General features: G+C 45.5%; 21 protein-coding genes and 1 other RNA gene. 9 read left to right on the top strand and 13 right to left on the bottom strand.

From position 1 onward, the window contains the following. Positions 1-74: 74 nt before the first annotated feature. From FE296_RS04785 to FE296_RS04765, 5 genes are all read right to left on the bottom strand, one after another. A complete protein-coding gene (locus FE296_RS04785) occupies positions 75-1,115 on the bottom strand; it encodes a M42 family metallopeptidase (protein ID WP_150364364.1) in 1,041 nt (346 codons plus the stop codon). Between the two features lie 113 nt (positions 1,116-1,228). Further along, positions 1,229-1,609, bottom strand: a complete 381-nt coding sequence (locus FE296_RS04780; RefSeq protein WP_150364363.1) for a LapA family protein — start codon at positions 1,607-1,609, stop codon at positions 1,229-1,231. A gap of 132 nt (positions 1,610-1,741) precedes the next feature. Further along, entirely contained in the window at positions 1,742-3,532 is a 1,791-nt protein-coding gene (gene pepF / locus FE296_RS04775; protein WP_091017526.1) for an oligoendopeptidase F, read from the bottom strand. Positions 3,533-3,745: 213 nt separating this feature from the next. After that, on the bottom strand, positions 3,746-3,931 hold the full coding sequence (locus FE296_RS04770) for a hypothetical protein (protein WP_047842378.1): 186 nt from the start codon (positions 3,929-3,931) through the stop codon (positions 3,746-3,748). Positions 3,932-3,934: 3 nt separating this feature from the next. Further along, positions 3,935-4,168, bottom strand: coding sequence for a hypothetical protein (locus FE296_RS04765; RefSeq protein WP_017689395.1), 234 nt, complete (start codon positions 4,166-4,168; stop codon positions 3,935-3,937). 162 nt (positions 4,169-4,330) lie between these two features. Here FE296_RS04765 and FE296_RS04760 point away from each other — a divergent pair, with 162 nt between their 5' ends. Next, positions 4,331-4,528 carry a cold shock domain-containing protein gene (locus FE296_RS04760; RefSeq protein WP_017689394.1) on the top strand — a complete coding sequence of 66 codons (198 nt, stop codon included), beginning with the start codon at positions 4,331-4,333 and terminating at the stop codon, positions 4,526-4,528. A gap of 153 nt (positions 4,529-4,681) precedes the next feature. On the opposite strand, the gene FE296_RS04755 is transcribed toward FE296_RS04760, so the two are convergent. Together FE296_RS04755 and FE296_RS04750 are read right to left on the bottom strand one after the other, a co-directional pair. Further along, positions 4,682-5,854 carry an MFS transporter gene (locus FE296_RS04755; RefSeq protein WP_074094449.1) on the bottom strand — a complete coding sequence of 391 codons (1,173 nt, stop codon included), beginning with the start codon at positions 5,852-5,854 and terminating at the stop codon, positions 4,682-4,684. A 40-nt stretch (positions 5,855-5,894) separates the two neighbouring features. Then, positions 5,895-7,235 (bottom strand): polysaccharide biosynthesis protein, encoded by a 1,341-nt coding sequence (locus FE296_RS04750; protein ID WP_150364362.1) that lies wholly within the window; start codon positions 7,233-7,235, stop codon positions 5,895-5,897. Between the two features lie 179 nt (positions 7,236-7,414). Here FE296_RS04750 and FE296_RS04745 point away from each other — a divergent pair, with 179 nt between their 5' ends. Beyond that, on the top strand, positions 7,415-8,494 hold the full coding sequence (locus tag FE296_RS04745; protein WP_017689390.1) for a tetraprenyl-beta-curcumene synthase family protein: 1,080 nt from the start codon (positions 7,415-7,417) through the stop codon (positions 8,492-8,494). A 53-nt stretch (positions 8,495-8,547) separates the two neighbouring features. Then, a complete protein-coding gene (pfkA, locus tag FE296_RS04740; protein ID WP_053783630.1) occupies positions 8,548-9,519 on the top strand; it encodes a 6-phosphofructokinase in 972 nt (323 codons plus the stop codon). 83 nt (positions 9,520-9,602) lie between these two features. Here the strand turns inward: pfkA and FE296_RS04735 are convergent, their stop codons facing one another. From FE296_RS04735 to FE296_RS04720, 4 genes are all read right to left on the bottom strand, one after another. After that, positions 9,603-10,955: an MATE family efflux transporter gene (locus FE296_RS04735; RefSeq protein ID WP_124113943.1), complete on the bottom strand. Its 1,353-nt coding sequence runs from the start codon at positions 10,953-10,955 to the stop codon at positions 9,603-9,605. 219 nt (positions 10,956-11,174) lie between these two features. Then, entirely contained in the window at positions 11,175-12,356 is a 1,182-nt protein-coding gene (locus tag FE296_RS04730; RefSeq protein ID WP_124113944.1) for a putative glycoside hydrolase, read from the bottom strand. A 163-nt stretch (positions 12,357-12,519) separates the two neighbouring features. After that, a complete protein-coding gene (locus FE296_RS04725) occupies positions 12,520-12,708 on the bottom strand; it encodes a hypothetical protein (protein WP_029880762.1) in 189 nt (62 codons plus the stop codon). 173 nt (positions 12,709-12,881) lie between these two features. Continuing rightward, entirely contained in the window at positions 12,882-13,703 is an 822-nt protein-coding gene (locus FE296_RS04720) for a YitT family protein (protein WP_124113945.1), read from the bottom strand. A gap of 305 nt (positions 13,704-14,008) precedes the next feature. On the opposite strand from FE296_RS04720, the gene cshA reads away from it, so the two are divergent. From cshA to FE296_RS04700, 4 genes are all read left to right on the top strand, one after another. Then, positions 14,009-15,604, top strand: coding sequence for a degradosome RNA helicase CshA (gene cshA, locus FE296_RS04715; protein ID WP_091017518.1), 1,596 nt, complete (start codon positions 14,009-14,011; stop codon positions 15,602-15,604). 208 nt (positions 15,605-15,812) lie between these two features. After that, complete coding sequence (locus FE296_RS04710; protein WP_017689383.1) at positions 15,813-16,625, top strand: YesL family protein; 813 nt, start codon at positions 15,813-15,815, stop codon at positions 16,623-16,625. Positions 16,626-16,676: 51 nt separating this feature from the next. Next, positions 16,677-16,868: non-coding RNA, 6S RNA (gene ssrS, locus FE296_RS04705), on the top strand. A gap of 181 nt (positions 16,869-17,049) precedes the next feature. Then, positions 17,050-17,442 carry a DUF1499 domain-containing protein gene (locus FE296_RS04700; RefSeq protein ID WP_017689382.1) on the top strand — a complete coding sequence of 131 codons (393 nt, stop codon included), beginning with the start codon at positions 17,050-17,052 and terminating at the stop codon, positions 17,440-17,442. Between the two features lie 72 nt (positions 17,443-17,514). Here the strand turns inward: FE296_RS04700 and tpx are convergent, their stop codons facing one another. Next, complete coding sequence (tpx, locus tag FE296_RS04695; protein ID WP_036609653.1) at positions 17,515-18,033, bottom strand: thiol peroxidase; 519 nt, start codon at positions 18,031-18,033, stop codon at positions 17,515-17,517. A 148-nt stretch (positions 18,034-18,181) separates the two neighbouring features. On the opposite strand from tpx, the gene FE296_RS04690 reads away from it, so the two are divergent. Continuing rightward, on the top strand, positions 18,182-18,808 hold the full coding sequence (locus FE296_RS04690; protein ID WP_036609651.1) for a rhomboid family intramembrane serine protease: 627 nt from the start codon (positions 18,182-18,184) through the stop codon (positions 18,806-18,808). Positions 18,809-18,877: 69 nt separating this feature from the next. Then, a complete protein-coding gene (gene gltC / locus FE296_RS04685; protein WP_062833647.1) occupies positions 18,878-19,789 on the top strand; it encodes a glutamate biosynthesis transcriptional regulator GltC in 912 nt (303 codons plus the stop codon). Between the two features lie 36 nt (positions 19,790-19,825). On the opposite strand, the gene FE296_RS04680 is transcribed toward gltC, so the two are convergent. Continuing rightward, positions 19,826-20,506: a zinc metallopeptidase gene (locus FE296_RS04680; protein ID WP_036609646.1), complete on the bottom strand. Its 681-nt coding sequence runs from the start codon at positions 20,504-20,506 to the stop codon at positions 19,826-19,828. Between the last annotated feature and the right edge of the window lie 28 nt (positions 20,507-20,534).

Genomic DNA, 20,534 nt, shown 5'->3' with positions numbered 1-20,534 from the left:
CTTGGAAGTGGCCTTCTGCTTAGACGAACATGTGGATGTTATCCATGACAATTTCGTCGATCAATGATTCTGTTTTACTTGGTCGTAATGTAGGCTGCGAGCAATCGTGCCGTATTCAGGACAGCATCCTTATGCGTACGCTCCATGGAATGAGATGCGTGAACCCCCGGACCGATCAGTGCTGCTCGGATATTGTTTCCTCCGCGTAATGCTGCACTGCCATCTGAGCCATAGTGGGGATAAATGTCCACGACGTAATCCATCCCATCCTGTTGGGCCAGTTCAATGAGACGACTGGTCATATCGTAGTCATACGGTCCAGAAGAATCTTTGGCACATATGGAAACGTCAGTTTCTTTACAGCTCAGGTCATCACCCATGGCTCCCATGTCTACAGCGATCATTTCACTGATTTCCGCAGGGATATACGATGCGCCATGTCCAACTTCTTCATAGTTCGAGATAAGCAGAGAAACGTTATGTAATGGTTTCCAGCCTTCACGATGTGCAGACTCAAGGATGCCGAAGAGGGCTGCCACGCTGGCTTTGTCGTCCAGATGACGTGATTTGATATAACCACTCGGCGTGATGACTGCGCGAGCATCAAAGGAGATAAAGTCACCGACAGAGATCCCGAGTTCCAACACATCTTCCTTGGAGGAGACAACTTCATCGATTCGAACTTTCATATGGCTCTCAGTCCGTTCAAATGTGCGTGCATCCGGATAGACGTGGACAGACGGATGAAGGGAGAGAATGGTGCCTGTGTATGTCTTTCCATCCCGTGTATGGATGGTGCAATATTCGTTTTCGATACTTTGCATCGAAAACCCACCGACAGAGGTAAGCTTCAATGTGCCATAGGATGTAACCGAGCGAACCATGGCCCCTAGCGTATCTACGTGAGCGCTTAAAGCAATTGTCTTGGAAGAGTCCTGTCCGGGCAATGTAAGCACCGCACCGCCCTTGTTATTCAGCTCACAGGAGATGCCCAGTGCTGCTGCTTCCTTCCGGATCATCTCGATAATATGATGTGTGTAACCACTTGGGCTTGGTGTATCCAGCAATTTTTTCAGGAAAGACATAACGTATGATTCATCAATTGTAAAACTCATTGTGTAAATTCCTCCTCGGATCGTGGGTATGGTGTGAAACAAAATACAGCCTGTCTGGGGGAGAGAATGTGATACTACCATTCCTGACTCGCCAGCAGGCTGTCTCTGATTGGTTACAGTGTTCCCGTAGGGTTTCCTTTGCGCTGACTCTGGATCGAATCATTCTCCAATAGGCTGTTGGATTCATTTGAGTCAAGCGGATCCATCGATTTGAAAGAATCCAATGTAGATTTGCTTGTCGCGGAACTTTCCAATTCAGATACACGCAATTTCAATTGTTTATTCTCACGTTGCAGTCTGTATTGGCGATAGATGCCATATGACCCTACAATAATTCCACCGATCAGGGTACAGCCGAGAATGAGCAAGATTAGCGGGATTTGTACCGTGTTAAATAACAGGTTGACTTGTACGGAATCCACATTAATGACCGCAAAGATTCCCGTGAGCAGTGCAAAAACAAGACCTGCTATGAGTGCCCATTGCATTTTCATGATGTTGCCTCCTTGTTGAACAATTGAGAACTAGATATGCATTACCCGTATTCGGGTATATTGCATCTTGCAATGATGATAAAATCCCCTGCCCAAACGGGCAAGGGATGCAGGTCACATGGAAAGACAACCTTATTTGGTTAGCTGCTCCATCTGTTCAATCAATTCCTTGAAAACACTCATGGCTTCACGAATTGGCTGTGGTGTAGACATATCCACACCTGCTTTTTTCAGAATGTTGATGGAGTAATCACTGCCACCGCTCTTCAGGAAGCCAAGATATCGGTCAACAGCCGGTTGGCCTTCTTCCAGGATTTGCTTGGAAAAGCTTGTCGCTGCGGAGAAGCCTGTAGCATATTTGTAAACGTAGAAGCTGTTATAGAAGTGGGGAATACGAGCCCATTCCATTTCAATTTCTTTGTCCACAGCCATGCCTTCTCCGTGATATTTAACGTTCAGATCATAATAGATCTCGGATAACAATTGTGGTGTTAATGCGTCACCTTGTTCCGCTCGTTCATGAATGATTTTTTCGAATTCAGCAAACATGGTCTGACGGAATACCGTTGTACGGAATTGGTCGGCATAATAGGTTAACAGATACAATTTTTCCTTTGGATCTGTTGATTTGTTAAGCAGATAATCCATGAGCAATGCTTCGTTGGTTGTAGATGCAACCTCAGCCAGGAAGATGGTGTACTGGGCATCACGATACGGAAGTGTTGTATCCGAGTAATGTGAATGAAGAGCGTGACCCATTTCATGTGCGAGTGTGAACATGCTGTTCAGGTTATCTTTGTGATTCAACAAGACATACGGGTGAGTGCCGTAAGCGCCCCAGGCATATGCGCCTGAACGTTTATTTTCATTCTCATATATATCAATCCAGCGGTTATCATATCCAGTCTGCAATGCGTCAGCATAGTCCTTGCCGAGTGGTTTCAGACCATCTTTGACCGTTTGTTTCGCTTCCTCATAGGTAATATCCATTTTGTATTCGTCTACGAGTGGAGCGAACAGATCGTACATGTGCAATTGATCCACACCCAGCAACTTTTTGCGCAGGTCCATATAACGATGTAATAACGGAAGGCTCTCGTGAATGGTGTCTACCAGATTGGTGTACACATCCGTTGGGATGTTATCTCCATATAGGGACATTTCCATCACGGAAGGGTATTTCCGAACATTAGCATAGAACATATTTTTGGTTACATTTGCATTCAGGGCAGCGGCAATTGTGTTCTTCTGTTTAGCATAGGTTTCGTATACCGCTTTGAAGGCGCGTTCGCGAACTTCACGGTTAGGGTTCTCCAGGAACTGAATGTAGCTGCCGTGTGTCAGCTCGACTTCCTTACCATGTTCATCCTTAATTCTTGGAAACTTGAGATCGGCGTTATTCAGCATGCTGAAGATGGTCTGTGGTGCTTGTGAAAGGTTGCCTACCTGTGCAAGCAAAGCCTCTTCTGCTTGGCTAAGAACATGTGCTTTTTCACGTTTCATCTCTTCCAGCGTAAATGTATAAGCAGAGAGTTTTTCGTTCGCAATAAATGCGTCCAACTGATCATCCGGCAGGGAAAGAATCTCCGGTGTGACAAAAGAAAGTGCTTCACCAACCCGTACGCCTAATTTCTGGGCTTTTTGGGACAGGTTTTGATATGTAGGATTAGCTGTGTCTTCATCTTGATGCATACGTGCGTACACAAAGAGGCGTTCTATTTTGAGACTGATCTCATCTTCGAATTCGAAGCAAGATTTGAGTACATCGGGTTGATTCAGTTTGCCTTGGAATTCGGAGGCCTTCTTGGTCAAAGACGATACTTCTTCATATTCCTGATCCCAGGCTTTCTGATCGGCAAATAAATCTTCCAGTTTCCAGCTATGTTCAGCTGGCACCTCGGAACGTTTCAATAATTGACTCATGGAAATCCTCCTTTGATGATCTGATGAATGTATGGACGAAGCTGCCTTCGTCGCGCTCGCCTGTGCGGAGAGAGACGAAGGAATCAGACTAAGTACCAGGATAACAGATAGCGATTTCTGGTATTTCAACGGCCTTCCTCCTTACGATACGAATAATCTCGTATAGTATGACCTTAGGCGTGTTGAAATATTTGAGCATCTGGGTCCCCGTGATTAGGTTCCCATGTTATACAGAAAATAAACGATCAGGAAAAAGGCGAAACAAATGAGCAGGGTAGCAATAAGCGCCATTCCCCGTCTCAGTCGATCCGGGATGGAATTGCGTCCCAGAATAAGCACAATACCAAGGGAGAAGGCAAGGATAATAAAGATGACGACATTGCTTGAGTCAAGCTGCATGGGTTAGACCCCTTTGAAGGCAGCCATCAATTGACGCCATTCATCCTCACGGTTCTCAAAATCTGCTTTTGGGAAACGGCGTTCAGCCCAGTGCATTAATGCAGGACGGCTTAGGAAAGTATGGCATTCTTCGCCCCACTCTTCCGAAATTTCTCGCAGTACGAGATATTTGCCTTGAACTTCTACGGTCATCATATTCCACTTGTCTGTTTTGTATATTTCATGTTTTTTTATCATAGGTAGTCTCCAAACTAACGGTTTTGGTAAAATGATACCGTACCCTACGATTCAAAGCAAATTTTTTCGACATTTATGGAAAGATAAATTGCAAAATGGAAGCCCATACAGTATAATAAGGGTATTCGCCATAGATGGCGATATTTTTAGGAGGTTTTTCATTTGAAAGGTACAGTTAAATGGTTTAACGCAGAAAAAGGCTATGGCTTTATTTCAGTTGAAGGCGGCGAGGACGTATTCGTACATTTCTCCGCAATCCAAGGAGATGGCTTCAAAACATTGGAAGAAGGTCAAGCGGTAGAATTCGAAATCACTGATGGAAACCGTGGTCCTCAAGCAGCTAACGTAAACAAACTGTAAGAATTTTTCCGGTCAACGGACTTCTTATATATGATAAATTTATAGCTGAATATTAAGAACCTAAGCACAGTCCCCCAAGGGAGGCTGTGCTTTTTTTGATTCTAAAATTTTCATTGAAATAACGGTTGAAAACGGTGTCTGTTCCCTGTGTGTTCAGGAGACGCGATTGGTCATGCTGGACCATAACTTCAATCCGAAACCGATCAGTGCAGCCAGGGAGAAAGCCATAGCGGTGAGATAGAAGGTTTGTCTGCCTGCATGTTCCAGCAGCAGTCCGCCTAACGTTCCGCTAAGAAGTCCCGAAGCACTGGACCAGACAATGGTGAACAAAGCCATACCCGTAGCTCTGTAGCCGTCCGGAACTAGGCGAATGATATAGCGGACCGCCGTAACGTAGAAAATACCAAAGGTAACACTGTGCATCGTCTGAATTGCAACGACAGCTGCTGGTGTATCGGATATGGACATGAGAAGCAAACGAACCGTATACATCAGTGCAGCAAAAGCAATTAGCGGCAGTTCTTTATAACGGTTTCCATACTTGCTGAGCAGCAGAAATATGGGGATTTCACTTACGGAAGAGATCAGCAAAGACCAGCCGATCAGCCCCTCGCTGGCACCCAGATCTTTTAGCGTGATGGTAAGAAAAGCTTCGTTCATGCGATGTCCCATGGCAAGCAAAAATACACAGCCAAAAAAGGTGAGCACATCTCTGCGTTTCAAAATAGCCCATAACCCCGATAGATCCATTTTGCTACTGCTCCCCGAAGGTTGATCCTTCAATTGAAAACTGATCAATAGTGTAGTTGCAGCAAGACCAACGCAGACCCAGATCGTCCATGCTGGACCAAAAGATCCAAGGAAATATCCGATACTTAATGCAAAGAAGGCATAACCGATCGATCCGAAGACTCGAATGGAAGTGAAATTTCGGCCGTACTTGCTGGCCGTTGTAATAGCCATCGTATCGGAAAGTGGGTAGACCGGATAATAGAAAAAGTAAAACAGGGTCACGAGTACAAATACCTGACCGAAAGTTGTTGCGTTGGCAAGCATGATCCCTGTGATCAATTGACCACCAAGCAGAATGATCATCACTTTGCGTACCGTTTGGTAGCGGTCGCTGGCCATGCTCCAGAACATATTGGAGAACACGGAGATGAGGGGGCCAATTCCGTAGAGATATCCAATCTCAGCCCGACTGAAGCCCAGATGACTGAAGTAAAGCTGGAAGTAGGATACCACCAGAACGGTGGAACCAAAGATGGTGAACATGAGAGCCCGCAGCCAGTTCTGGTCCGGGCGGGCGTTGTGACTTAATTTCATGATGAGAGACTCCAATCCTGATAACAATTCAATGATTTTATTACCCTTTCAGGGATGTTGATTTACGGGCTTTCGGCACGGACATCGTAGGTTCTTGCTTCGTGCGCCGGATAACAAGCCAGACAATAACAAGTTCGGCGAGCAGACCAAGGGATTGGGCTACAGCGCCAATCATGCCGTTCCACGCAGGGAAAATACTAACCAGTATAAGCAGCACAATTACCGTGCAGATTGCATTCGCAGTTTGCGAACGAAACATCGTTTTCGTCTGACCGCGAAGCAGAATAAGGCCATTGCTGAAATCCAGAAAAGGGAAGATCAGCGGAAATAAGACGAACGCACGCAGTGTCCACAGACTTTGTTCCAACAGTACGCCCTGAACGCTCATGACATTTTCGAGTACCCATGGTCCCAAGGGGGTATAGGCAATCGACACCATCATCGCAAACGGAATAAATCCGGTGACAAGTGCGAATTTTCGTACCAGTTTGGCGTCCACAAGGTAGAAATTCAGCACGATCTGATGGATGTATGTAAAGAAGCTTAGCATCAACTGCATCAGACTGCTTGCTATGGCAAAGGACGAAATGGCTAGTGCGATCCCGGTCGTTTTGCCCAGTACAATGTTAATAACCGGTCCTATGAACAGCGCTACAAAGCTGGATAACAGCAGCGGCTTATAAAAGCGAAATACGTCTCCCTTGCTCTCGACGGGATGATCATCAAGCTTGGCTGGCATCTTGCGCTTGATGCTGTTTCCCTCCAGAAAGCTGACGAGCGCTTCAATCATCATGCCAGCAGCAAAAATGATAGCGCCTACACGTCCACTGTCAATGCTGTCTGTGTATATAAAATAGAGGGATAGGCCGTACATGCCGGCTAAACGGAATACCATGCCGATGGTTAACCACTTGGTGCGGTTATTCGTAATGATGATCCCCTGATAGATGTTGCGGATCACTGAAAAGATGCTCACATACATGAGAATTTCATATACGTCGATGACTTTGGTCAGCAGATCCGGACTTACACCAAACAGGTATTTGAACACCCCGGTACCAACGGGAGAGTATACGATGAGAAACCCAATGAGAAGCACACAAGCAAGAAATATTTTGGTCACAAACGTGAGGGCCTGAAAGGAAAGGCGATCGCGAACCAGTGCGGAACAGGTTTGCCGCAGCAGGGTGGAGGGGCGTTCCGTGAGGGTTAACAAGCTACCAGCGATGGCATAGCTGGCAATAACCGTCTCGGGATGAGCGGAACGTGCTAATGTGCTGTTTATGATGACGTGAGAAATGGTGACGAGAGAGGCGGAAATGCCAAGTGGCACAAAAAAAGAAAATAACCGTCTCCACGAAAGTGATTCACTTGACGACATGTCAACGACTCCTTTGATGGATGAAATATGCCTAGTATATCACAAAGCTTTGGGCGCGGATGCGATTTTTTATGCGGAATATGCGGCAGATCATTTGTACAATTAAGGGGATCATATTATAATAGGAATGGTTAAAAATCGCTCTAATACGTATTCAACCAAGTGGAGGCACATTTATTTTGAGCCAATCAAATCGAAAACGTCATCAATATCCGCGTGGACCGCTGGCATTGATGAGAGGGGTGTACAAATACACCATTCCGGAAACACGGAAGGCACTGAATGGATGGCGTGCTCAAGCTGAGGCGATTCCGAATGAGGAATTGCGTACACAGGCACTTGCCAGTCTGAAGGATAAACAGTTTCACTGTGAAGGCGGAACCGTCTACGCATTAGCTGATTTGCCCAACAGACACATTCTGATTCCGCTGATCGTTTCATATCAAACTATTAGTGATTATTTGGACAATCTGTGCGACCGCAGCACGTCGATGGACCCGGATGACTTTCGTCTTCTCCATCAATCCATGCTTGATGCGGTAGATCCCGAAGCAATTCCCGTTAATTATTATGCCCTCCGTGAGGAGCAGGATGACGGTGGATATCTGCGGAATCTGGTGACCACATGTCAGGAACTGACCCGTCAGTTACCAGGCTATACGTCCGCCAAGCCCCAAATTCAGGATCTGGCAGGCCTATACACGGACCTGCAGGTATATAAGCATATCAAGCCGGAACTGAGAGAAACGGCACTGCTCGAATGGTGGTCGGAGCATCGTCATCGCACACCTCAGTTTCGTTGGAACGAATTTGCTGCTGCAACTGGCTCTACACTGGGCGTTTTCATGCTGTTTCTGGCTGCGAGTGACGATCAGTTGACTGAAGAGCAAGCGGCCTCGATCCACACGGCCTATTTCCCACATGTATGCGCATTGCACATTATGCTCGATTATTTAATTGATCAGGATGAGGACCGCATCGGGGGAGATCTCAACTTCTGCAACTATTATGAGAATGTGGAGACAATGCTGGACCGAATTGCTTTTATTGTGGAGATGGCACGCAGTGATGTACAGAAGATTCCGGGAAGCTCCTTTCACCGGATGATCATCGAAGGACTGATTGCCATTTACCTGTCTGATCCCAAAGTCAGCGAACAACAGGAAGTTCGCGTCGTATCCAAACGTCTGCTGAAAAATAGTCCGATCACAAGAATATTTTTCTTCATTTTCAGTCGCTGGATACGGAAAAATATGTAAGTCAGGTGTGATATTGCGGAGCCTGAAGTGAAACTAGAGGAGGAAGAAACATCATGACAGCAGTAAAGAAAATCGCAGTATTAACGAGCGGTGGTGATTCACAGGGGATGAACGCGGCTGTTCGTGCGGTTGTTCGCAGCGGACTGTTTCACGGTCTCGAAGTATATGGAGTTCAACGTGGATACCAGGGTCTTTTGAATAATGACATTTTCCCAATGGATTTGCGGAGTGTAGGGGATATCATCCAACGTGGGGGAACGGTTCTTCAATCGGCACGTTGCAAGGAGTTCTATACAGCTGAAGGTCAGCAAAAAGGTGCAGACATTCTGCGCGCGCGTGGCATTGATGGTCTGGTTGTTATCGGTGGGGATGGTTCCTACAATGGAGCGAATAAACTGAGCAAGCTGGGCATTAATACGATGGGTCTTCCAGGAACGATTGATAATGACGTTTCGTTCACCGATTATACCATCGGATTCGATACAGCTGTAAGTGTAGTGGTGGATGCCGTGAACAAATTGCGTGATACGATGTCTTCACACGAGCGATCTTCCATCGTGGAAGTTATGGGCCGTCACTGTGGGGATATCGCTCTGCATGCCGGACTTGCTTCGGGTGCTGAAACGATTCTTGTCCCAGAAGTTCCATTTGATATGGACGAAGTAGCAGATCGCATGAAAGCTAACTTTGCACACGGCAAACGCCACAGTATTATCATCGTTGCTGAAGGCGTGGGCAAGGGTGAGGATGTAGCAAAAGAACTGATGGAACGTTGCCCGACATATGAGCCGCGTGTAACCGTTCTGGGTCACATTCAGCGTGGGGGGACGCCAACCCCATTCGACCGTAACCTGGCAAGCCGCTTAGGTGACTTCGCTGTTCGTAGCCTCATCGCAGGCGAGACAGACAAAGGTTGTGGCATTATCAAGGGTGAGCTTACCCTGACGGATATTGATAAAGTGGTTAACACAAAAAAAGATTTCGATATGGTGACTTACGAGCTTGCACAACGTTTGTCCCAATAATTCGATTCATAAGCAAAGAGCACAATCCCGCTTTAACGTGGATTGTGCTCTTTTTGTTGTTTTCAGGAGTGAGTATATCAATGCTACGCCTTGCGGAGTGCGGCTTGTTTTTGTACCCGAAAGAGTCTCCAGAGAAGCGCTGTTGCTCCTACAGCAAGGCCGGCAATGAGGCCGATCCAGTATCCGAAGGCTCCGAGTGAAGTATACGTAGCAGTTAGATAACCTACAGGCAAGCCAATGATCCAATACGCTACGAACGTAATGATTAGTGCCGGATTAACATCTTTGTAGCCGCGTAATGCTCCTTGAGTCGGTGTAGCAATCGCATCCGAGATCTGAAAGAAAATAGCATAGATGAGGAAATGCTGTGTAAGTGCAATGACCTCTCGATCGTTTGAATATACGCCTGCAATCTGTTCGCCGAACACAATCAACACGATCGCTGTCAGCAGTGAGAGGCCGATGGCACCACCAATTCCGAGCAGACTGTATTGTTTGGCATCTTTCAGACGCCCTGCACCTGCCTCATAGCCCACGAGGATTGTAAGAGCCATGCATATGCTCACAGGCAGCATGTAGAGCGTAGAAGCGAAATTCAGCGCTGCCTGGTGGGCAGCAATTGTTGTGGTATCGAAACGGCTCATCATTAAAGTCACAGCAGCGAAGATGGACGTTTCGAAAAAAGTCGCAAATCCGATGGGCACTCCAATCTGGAGTAACTCTTTCCATTTGGACAATGATACACGGGTCCATTGACGGAAAATGCCATACTGGGCGAAAGGTTCGACCCGATGGACAAAAAAGAGACTAATAAGAAAGATCAGCCAGTATGTACATGCTGTAGCAACACCAGCACCAACACCGCCCAATTGTGGAAAGCCCCAGCGGCCGAATATCAGCAGATAATTCAGCAAAATATTAACGGGCAGGGAGACCAGCGTAATGAACATTGTAGTTCGCGTCTGGCCTAGTGCATCCATAAAGCTGCGCAGCACGGTATATCCGAAGAGCGGGATAATGCCAAAAGCGAGTGCGCACAAAAAATAGAAGGCAACTTGGGCAACTCGGGGTTCCAGAGGCATTCCGTTCAGTATAGGGCCAAGTAACAACGCCCCGGCTCCGATCACGACGAGACTGACAGCAATCCCGAGATACAACGCCTGGATGACGTTATACCCGATCTGATCATTACGTTTGGAACCTAACAGATGGGAAACGACAGGTGTAATACCGATCAGAATCCCGCTTAGTCCAGTTTGAACTGGCATCCACAGACTTGTGCCGATTGCGACTCCTGCAAGGTCGGCCGGAGAAAACTTGCCTGACATATTGGTGTCGAAGAACGACATGGCAGAGAGGGCGATTTGAGTGGTGAAGATGGGCAAAAATATAATCAGGAATTGCTTCACTTTTTGGGAAAAACTTATTGTGTTCATGTTCACTGGCAGTGCCTCGCTATTCTAAAGAGATGTCATCCAAGTGTCATATATGGACAGCTATTTATTGTAGAGGATTTTGTTCAATTTGAATAGGGACAGAAGCAGAGTAGGGGGTGTACAGAGAAAAATGAACACCAAAAAATGAACAACAAAAAACCTCGCTCCGCTTCAAGCAGAACGAGGCTGGATGAAAAGAGAAGTATGAAAGAGTGTGGATTACTTATATTGTACACCTGATGTATAACGGTTGGACGCATTCCAGAGCAGATATTCATGCACATCCATGTCCTTCATCGCTCTAATCTGGTCTTCCACTTGTTTCTTGCCATACTTGATATAATGCCCACTGCCCAGCCAGCTTGCTGTGAAGTCCTGAATCCACGGACGAATGACGGGTTTGAGTTCATTGGCAGGGTCCAGTTTCTTGTGTGTATCTTCCATTGAGCCCTTGATGGTTGTGTAAGGATCTTTGTCAGGGTCCTTCACCCCATACCATCCTGTTGAATAGTGACTAGGGTATACCATCGGAGAGATGACATCCACATTTTCGGATATTTTAACAAAATCCTGTCCAATGCCTTCAGCTGCGGGTACAGAAGCGGCATAACCGAAAATGTCCACCGATACACGAACACCTAGCGGGGCCAACTCCTTGCGTGCATATTGCACGAATTCAGCCACAACATCGACCCGTGACTTATCGGATTTGGTATATTTCAGGACATCGGCTCGAGTTTCGAAACCTTCCGGGAAACGAACGTAGTCGAATTGAATCTCTTTGAATCCAAGTTTGGCTGCTTCCTTGGCAATCTCAATGTTGTAGTCCCATACTTCCTTGCTGTACGGATTCACAAAGCTATCGCCTTTGCCATTTGCCCACACAGATCCATCCTTGTTGCGGAAGGAGAGCTCCGGATTTTTCTTGGCAAGAATCGTATCTTTGAATACAACGACACGTGCAATCGGGTAGACCTCATGTTTTTGCAATCGTTTCATCAATGCATCTATATCCCGAATAAAGGGCTGAGATTTGCCCATTTTCTGTAGCGCTTTGTTTTCTGTGGGATAAGTTATGTATCCGAGATCGTCTTTGATATCAATGACCATGGCATTCAGTTCGGTACTGTCTGTCAGTTCAAGCAATTCTTTCATGCGTGCGCCGCCAGCGCTGTAGGCTGTGACATAAATACCTTTGACCACAGGTGCGTCAGGTTGAGGATCAATTTTGGCAGGTGGGTTATCGGCATCAATAACGACCTGATCTTTTTGAGATTGGATGATTGCGGTGTTAAAACTGTTGGTTAACGATTGGAACTGGGGATTTCCCTGATCCGCTGCTGCGGGGGCACTACCAAAGCTTCCAAAGGCCATTGCCAATAAAGCCAAAAACATGTTCATTCATTTCCACTCCCTTATGTGCATTCCATGTATGAATTATACATTAAAGCCTCCGGGCTTTTAACCATATTAAGCAAGTAATGAAACACATGGAAAAAATGAAAACCGCTTCCTGCTGAGGAAATCCCCCTGCAAAAAGCGGCGTGATCAATCTGAAAAAAAATTATTGAATGTAAATCTCATTTTGATGCTCACAAATACTGTACTGAATGATTTCCATTGCGTCTCCCTGTTCCAGGATGCCCAGCCCATCCCGGAGGACAATCAGTGAGTCGAGTTCATTCGGTTTCAAGAAAGGGAGCATTTCCGGGCACCATCTGTTGACAATTTCAAACAGTTTTACCGTTTCCATATCCACATTAATCACCCTTTCCTACTCGAATTCCAAAATGGTAAGTCATTCGGTGCATTCGGGAAAGCATATGGCCTGTGAAATTGAAGGGTTGAACCTGCTATACAACATATTTAGGAGCCGTACACCGTTATTATACCACAATGTTGTGAATTGTTAACCGTACAGGTGTCTTAACTTCTGCGAAATGAGCCCATAACACCAACCGTTTCCACTATGTTAACAAAAGCATTTGGATCGGTATCCTTGATAATACGTTTAATTTCAACCAACTCGTAGCGGGTGGTAACGGTCATGAGCATGTCTTTTTCAATATCCGTGTATGCTCCCTGAGTCTTAATTTTGGTAACTCCACGAGGCCGAACAAGTAATTTTTTTAACATGGCTTCGGTTTCGTTTGTGATAATATACAGTGTTACTTTGACGTGACTGATATGGATCAGATCAAGCACTTTGCCTGTAATGTAAATGGATACCATGGAGGCCAAGGCTGTGTTCCAATTGTCACTCAGGTATCCTGCAAGCATAATAATCGAACCGTTCATGCCGGCCATCACTGTACCAATCGGAAAGTCTCGTTTACGCGTGAAAATGGACCCGACAATGTCAAGTCCTCCGGTGGAGCCACCGACTCGGAAGGAAACGCCAGTGCCCATTCCAATAAGCACACCGCCAAATACAGAACTAAGTAAAGGGTCTGTAGCCACAGCAAAAACAGGCAGAAGCGCAATGAACCAAGAAGTGGCTGCTACCGAGAGAATACTTAATGTAATGAAACGACGTCCAAGAATAAACCAACCTGCAATGAGCAGGGGAATGTTAAGAACAAAATACATTATACTAAGATTCAACGTTGTAAAATAACCCAGAAGCATTGAAATACCGGACACCCCGCCGCTTAAAAGCTGATGGGGGACCAAAAACCAGTTAAAGCCGCAGGCAATAGCTGCAGCACCCAAAATGATCACTATAGAGTGCCAAATTATTTTGGGCAATTTAATCACCTCATTTATATTTAAAACCAGATTGCTGGTAATCTTGAATTGTTTTGTGATATAATAATTTGTGGATATTCTTGAGTAGGAAACTTTTCCTAAATGGAGCAATAAAATTTTGAAATGTTTCAAACACATGTATGTAGTTTTAGTCTTATGTTGGGGACCCATTCATTGGAATTATATTCGTTATGAAAATAATTCGTCCCGTTGGGATACCCTATAAATATTAACGCTACTTAAGAATACAGACAACAAAGTGGATTGTCCACCATGTCCACCATATAAAAGGAGCATGAATAATTTTGACAAATTTAAACTTTACAGATTTCAATCTTGAACCACTGGTGCTGCAAGCCATCACTGAGCTCGGGTTTGAAGAAGCAACACCGATCCAATCCAAAGCGATTCCTTTGGCACTCGAAGGCAGAGATTTGATTGGTCAAGCTCAAACAGGTACGGGTAAAACAGCTGCATTCGGTATTCCGTTGATCAGCAAAATCACAAAAAGTGATGAGAAAATCCGCGCCCTTATTATGGCACCTACACGTGAACTTGCAATTCAAGTTGCTGAAGAGATCGAAAAACTCACTCGCTTCAAAGGTCTGCGCTCCCTGCCAATCTACGGCGGACAAGATATCGTGCGTCAAATCCGTGCACTGAAAAGAAAACCACAGATCATCATTGGTACACCTGGACGTCTCCTTGACCACATCAACCGCAAAACAATCAAACTAGATGATGTACAAACTGTTGTACTGGATGAAGCAGATGAAATGCTCGACATGGGTTTCATGGAGGATATCCAATCCATCCTGAAACAAGTTCCAGACGAGCGCCAAACCATGCTGTTCTCAGCAACAATGCCTCCTAACATTCAAAAATTGGCACAACAATTCTTGAACAATCCTGAACACATTTCTGTGATTCCGAAACATGTTAGTGCACCATTGATTGACCAATCCTATATCGAAGTACCTGAGCGTCAAAAATTCGAAGCATTGAGCCGTTTGTTGGATATGGAATCTCCTGAACTGGCGATCGTATTCGGACGTACAAAACGTCGTGTTGACGAATTGGCTGAAGCTTTGCAAAAACGTGGATATTCTGCAGACGGTCTTCATGGTGACTTGTCCCAGAATCAACGTGATGCGGTAATGCGTAAGTTCCGTGACGGCAGCATTGACGTACTCGTTGCAACAGACGTGGCTGCACGTGGCCTCGACGTATCAGGTGTAACTCACGTTGTTAACTTTGACCTTCCGCAAGATCCGGAGAGCTATGTTCACCGTATCGGTCGTACAGGTCGTGCGGGTAAAGAGGGTGCTGCTTGGTCCTTCGTTACACCGCGTGAGATTGATCACTTGCACTTCATCGAGCGTGTAACACGTCACCGTATTCCTCGTAAACCACTGCCAACAATGGCAGAAGCGGTTGAAGGTAAACAACGTTTGACAGCAGAGCGTTTGCTGGAAATCGTACAATCAGGCGAACTGAACGAATACAAAGGTATTGCGATTCAAATGCTTGAGCAATATGATTCTGTTCAACTGTTGTCGGCTGCACTGAAGCTCCTGACAGGTGACAAAAAAGATGCTCAAGTTGATCTGACTCCTGAAGATCCAATCCGTGCGAAACGTCGTAAACCAGATGTTCGCTCTGGCGGACGTAAACCATCAGGTTACAGCGGTAACCGCACAAGTGGTAGCGGCGGCAGTGGTGGTGGTTACAATCGCGATCGCAACAGCAGTGGTGGCGGACGTGGCGGTTACAACCGTGATCGTAACAGCGGCAGCAGCACTGGCGGTGGAAGCAGAGAAGGTGGTTACAACCGTGACCGCAAACCGCGTCCAAGCAGCAACGAAGGACGTCGTCCAGCGAAAGATTCTTCTTTCGAGTAATATAAACGTATAATCTTAAAAATGGAGCGGGCAACTGCTCCATTTTTTTATTTTCAAAATTACTGCATCATTTTATTTCACTGCCAGAAGCGCTAGTTAAGGACAATGACGATCTCTTTTCGGGAAGTACTGGCTTTTCCTATCTATAATAAGGTATATTAATATTAGACTTCAGGTAATACGCAAGGCTGCAGAGGAGGAGAAATGTTTGGAATTTAAAGGAGCTATGGGTGGGATCTACCGGCTTACAGAGTGGATTACGAGACTGGCCGCAACCAATCTGTTGTGGGCTATTTGTTCGTCTCCGTTCTTGTTTTTCTTGATTATGAAACTGCTCGTGATGCAGCAGAACCTCGCAAACGAATCATTGCAAATGAACTGGGCTATAGCTATTGTGGCACCGCTTACACTGTTCCCGGCGACTTCGGCGCTGTTTACGGTTGTTCGTAAATGGAATATGGGCGATACGGATGTACCGATCTTCCGTACTTTCTTTGTAGGTTACAAGGAAAACTACAAGCAAAGTTTAATTGGGGGTATTTTTTACACACTGCTGTTCGCGATTATGTATCTGGATTATACAGTGTACATGACGCAGTTCCGCAATATGCAGCTCGTGGGAATCATCATGCTAGTACTGCTTCTCTTGTTATTTGTATCACTCTTTAACTTTTTCTCGATGGTTGTACACTATCATATGTCCATCGGACTCATTATCAAAAACGCGGTATTACTTACGCTGATCAGACCATTCCGTGTATTTTCCACATTGCTGGGAAGTGGGTTGCTGTTCTACATCGGTTTCCGTTATCCGGTCTTGTTTGTTTTCTTCATTATCAGCATCATTGCATGGTTCGCTTTCTTTAACTTCTACGCAACCTTCAACAAGATGCAGGAGCAGATGGAGAAGATGCAACTCAAGAAGGAAGAAGAGGAAGCTGCTGCGCTGGCTGAACAATCAGCAGAGAATGGTGAAACATCTGAGCCATCAGACGACAAAAACATTACATTGCAAAAATAAAACATGATGGATCGCCATTTACTTTTTACACAGTTAGGGATATAATAATTGTACATCCTGCGATGTACGTTTCGGTTATTCGTTGTTTTGAACCAATGATGATGTCTTCGGGAGATCAACACAGAATGTTGCTGAAAAGCCCTGTCTATACGACATGGGGACTTCAAAAAGCATTTTTGCGGTCACCCACCTGCCAAGCAGGTTCATAAGACAATGTAGCCGGACGGCATAGGCGGGTTCCTAAATCTTATGTACAGCACCCTGACTTTTCCTCTTCAGAAGGAATTTCAGGGTGTTTTTAAGTTGTGATGAATGTTTTTGATTGGTTTTACGATAAATATGATGCTTGCCCTTTTGTTACTACTTGAACAATGTTACACTAAGATACATAAATGGAACGGTTACATTCAAAGGAGGAAGGGTCTTGACCTTAAAGAGAACGCTCGTCGGTATCATCCGCAGCATGGAGGGGACCAGCGATCGAGCCAAGGATCCCAAATTAAAAACACGGTATTATAACTTATCCAAAGACAGAGCCTGGGAAGAGGTCTCTTCGACACTCAAAAAGATTCCGGGTTATAAAGTGCTGCATGAAGTGCCTTCTGTTGGAGAAGTTATTCTGGAGAAGCGGACTACCTTTGGACGGACGATGGATATTACAGTTTCCATTATCTCGGTAAGTCCTGTTCGCAGTGCGGTGGATATGTATTCAGCTTCTCGTGGTTCACTTGGAGACTTGGGTTCCAATTATCGCACGATTATGAACTTATTCTCTGTACTGGATAAAAAGCTAAGCAAGTATAAAGCAAATGATTGAAATAGATGATTAATAACAAAAAGCGAGTGAAGGTTAACCTTCCTCGCTTTTGTTCTGAACGTATGATAACTTCTACAGCAAAGCTTTTACAGCAGCAATTGCTTGTTCGAAGTTAGGGGAGTCTGTCATTTCAGGCAAATACTCCACATATGTAATCCGGTCTTCGGCATCCAAAACAAAAATGGAGCGCATGTCGAGTTGGAATTCTTTGATCAGAACACCGTAGTCTTCACCGAAAGAACGTGTTTTGTAGTCTGACAATGTAACTACGCGGTCAACACCAGCTGCTCCGCACCAACGGGCTTGAGCGAACGGAAGGTCAACGCTGACTGTCAAGACAACTACATTGTCTCCGAGTTCTCCAGCTTCCACGTTGAAACGACGAGTTTGCGCATCGCATACGCCAGTATCCAGGGAAGGAACAACGCTGATTAATTTGATTTTGCCTGCGAAGTCTTTCAGGGAAGCATCCTCAACCAGGTTCTTGCTCAGTGTAAAATCAGGTGCTTGATCGCCCACTTTCAGTTCGGGTCCGATCAATGTAATAGGGTTGCCTTTAAATGTGGCTGCGCCTGTACGTTCTTGTGTCATAATAATGTTCCTCCTTATAAATTGGTGATCCGTGCCAAAATCCATTATAATCTTTTATGAAAGGCATTGTCCAATTCGGACATGTACCATTACGATGGATCAGAGATGTAAGTCCGATCTGAACAGGGTGGAGTGAAAGAAGAAATTTATGATATTTATTCGCTATGAGAACTGGAAAGGTTATTTGAAGTATTTCCCTTTGACGTCGCTTTTTTTAATTGCCAATGTAGTCATGTTTATTGTGTTAACGGTGAACGGTGGATCAACGAACAATATGGTGCTGCTGAAATTCGGGGCACTTACGAATCATGAACTGTTCGCGCATGAATGGTGGCGTTACATTACATCCATGTTCCTGCATGCGGGCTTCAGTCATTTATTGTTTAACAGCTTTGCTTTAATCGTATTTGCACCACCGATGGAGCGGTTGCTCGGGTCGGTAAGGTATGGTGTATTGTACCTGGGTGGCGGTGTGTTGGGTAATATTCTTGCTGTTGCGTGGTACAACTCGGTTGGGAGTATTACCATCTCGGTAGGGGCTTCAGGAGCGATCTATGCCGTCTATGGTGCATTCCTGTATGTAGCGCTGTTCCAGCGAACGATGATGGACGAGGCTTCGCGCAAAACGATGTACACGTTGCTTTTGTTCGGGATCATATTCTCCTTCGCCATGTCAGGCATCAACTGGATGGCTCACCTTGGCGGATTGTTGGGTGGATTCTTTATTTACGGACTGTTGATCAGATTGTGGAAACCCCGTAGCTTAAAGCGGTAGTCAGAACGTTCTCAAGATGGAATGCAATCAAGGATAAGTAGGGTATAACAGATTGGAGCGATCAGGCGAGTGGAATTAAGACAGTTGCATTACTTTTTGAAAGTGGCACAGAAGGAACATGTAACACAGGCTGCTGAAGAGTTGCATGTGGCACAGTCGGCGGTGAGTCGTCAGATTCATCAGCTGGAAGAAGAGCTGGGCGTGGACCTTTTTATGCAAAAGGGGCGGAACCTGCAGTTGACTGCAGTGGGGCAGCTTTTTTGCAAACGAATTGAAGGTATCTTGAAAGATTTGGACAAGGCAGTCGGGGAAGTTCATGAGTTTCTGGACCCGGAGCATGGGGAGATTCGAATTGGATTTCCGCATAGCCTGGGGATTCATCTCATTCCTTCCGTGGTGGCTGCTTTCCGTCAGCGTTACCCTAACGTGAAATTCAGGTTCAAGCAGGGGATGTTCCCTACACTGATTCGTGATGTGTTATCTGGAGAGGTAGACTTGGCATTCATTTCTCCTTTTCCAGAGAAGCATGATCAAGTAGACGGTGATATTGTACTCACAGAAGAATTGCATGCGATCCTTCCTCCCAATCACCCGTTAGCTGGTGAAGAGACCATTGCGCTTGAACAACTCAAGGATGATAAATTTGTATTGTTTAGCAAAGGTTATTCTCTTCGTCCTATTGTGTGGCATGCCTGTCTGGAAGCTGGTTTTACACCCAAGATCGCTTTTGAAGGGGAAGAGACCGACACCATCCGCGGATTGGTTGCTGCGGGCATGGGGGTCAGTCTGCTGCCTGAGATGGCGTTATTCCAGACGAATCCTTTGCAACCGGCACATGTGGCCATCTCTCATCCCAAAGTAACACGGACCATCGGGTTAATTCACCGTGCGGATGACAAATTGCCGTTGGTTGCCCAGTCCTTTCGTTCATTTTTGCTTCATTATTTCGGTTTACAACAAAACAATACCCCATCCGATTAACGGTGGGGTATTGTTTTTGTTGTATTAGGTATCCAATTAATCGCGGCTGTTGAAGATTCCGATATAACGAATCAACTCAAGCAATGAGATCAACGCTGCAGCAACGTAAGTCAAGGCTGCGGCATTCAGAACCTTTGCAACACCTTTTTCTTCTTCGTTACGGATGTACCCTTCGGATACCATAATCTCTCTAGCGCGATTACTTGCATTGAACTCAACCGGTAAAGTGATGAGTTGGAATGCTACAGTTACGGAGAAGAAGATGATACCGATACCTACAAGGTTCATGGCATTGAAGATGAAACCTGCAATCAACAGGAATGGAGCTAATCCGGATGCAAAGTTCACAATTGGGAAGATCCGGTGACGCAGTGCCAGCATCGGATAACTTTCTTTATGCTGAATGGCGTGGCCAACTTCATGACACGCTACCGAAACAGCTGAGATTGAGTTTTCATAATATACTGGTTCTGATAAACGTACAACCCGATTGATCGGATCATAGTGATCAGAGAGCGTGCCGCGTACAGGTTCAATTGGAACATCGTGCAGGCCGTTAGCATCAAGCATCTGGCGAGCGGCATCGTAACCAGTCATTCCGTTCTGGTTCGGTACCTCCGACCAACGTCTAAATGTACCTTTAACGCGAAATTGCGCCCATAAAGAGAGCAAAAAGGCGATAATGATCAATACGAACATACCGTTATTAAAACTCATATTCATTCCTCCGCTTTCTAAGAATAAG

It is taken from the genome of Paenibacillus sp. UASWS1643, assembly GCF_008693195.1.
Lineage (GTDB): Bacteria > Bacillota > Bacilli > Paenibacillales > Paenibacillaceae > Paenibacillus > Paenibacillus amylolyticus_B.
Note: the sequence above shows the minus strand (reverse complement) of the source record. Positions and strands in the feature narration are given on the sequence as shown.

Bases quoted from the DNA above. Each gene is read 5' to 3' on its own strand.
- FE296_RS04785 (WP_150364364.1), bottom strand. From the start codon at position 1,115: ATGAGTTTTACAATTGATGAATCATACGTTATGTCTTTCCTGAAAAAA.
- FE296_RS04780 (WP_150364363.1), bottom strand. From the start codon at position 1,609: ATGAAAATGCAATGGGCACTCATAGCAGGTCTTGTTTTTGCACTGCTC.
- pepF (WP_091017526.1), bottom strand. From the start codon at position 3,532: ATGAGTCAATTATTGAAACGTTCCGAGGTGCCAGCTGAACATAGCTGG.
- FE296_RS04770 (WP_047842378.1), bottom strand. From the start codon at position 3,931: ATGCAGCTTGACTCAAGCAATGTCGTCATCTTTATTATCCTTGCCTTC.
- FE296_RS04765 (WP_017689395.1), bottom strand. From the start codon at position 4,168: ATGATAAAAAAACATGAAATATACAAAACAGACAAGTGGAATATGATG.
- FE296_RS04755 (WP_074094449.1), bottom strand. From the start codon at position 5,854: ATGAAATTAAGTCACAACGCCCGCCCGGACCAGAACTGGCTGCGGGCT.
- FE296_RS04750 (WP_150364362.1), bottom strand. From the start codon at position 7,235: ATGTCGTCAAGTGAATCACTTTCGTGGAGACGGTTATTTTCTTTTTTT.
- pfkA (WP_053783630.1), top strand. From the start codon at position 8,548: ATGACAGCAGTAAAGAAAATCGCAGTATTAACGAGCGGTGGTGATTCA.
- FE296_RS04735 (WP_124113943.1), bottom strand. From the start codon at position 10,955: ATGAACACAATAAGTTTTTCCCAAAAAGTGAAGCAATTCCTGATTATA.
- FE296_RS04730 (WP_124113944.1), bottom strand. From the start codon at position 12,356: ATGAACATGTTTTTGGCTTTATTGGCAATGGCCTTTGGAAGCTTTGGT.
- FE296_RS04725 (WP_029880762.1), bottom strand. From the start codon at position 12,708: ATGGAAACGGTAAAACTGTTTGAAATTGTCAACAGATGGTGCCCGGAA.
- tpx (WP_036609653.1), bottom strand. From the start codon at position 18,033: ATGACACAAGAACGTACAGGCGCAGCCACATTTAAAGGCAACCCTATT.
- FE296_RS04690 (WP_036609651.1), top strand. From the start codon at position 18,182: ATGATATTTATTCGCTATGAGAACTGGAAAGGTTATTTGAAGTATTTC.
- FE296_RS04680 (WP_036609646.1), bottom strand. From the start codon at position 20,506: ATGAGTTTTAATAACGGTATGTTCGTATTGATCATTATCGCCTTTTTG.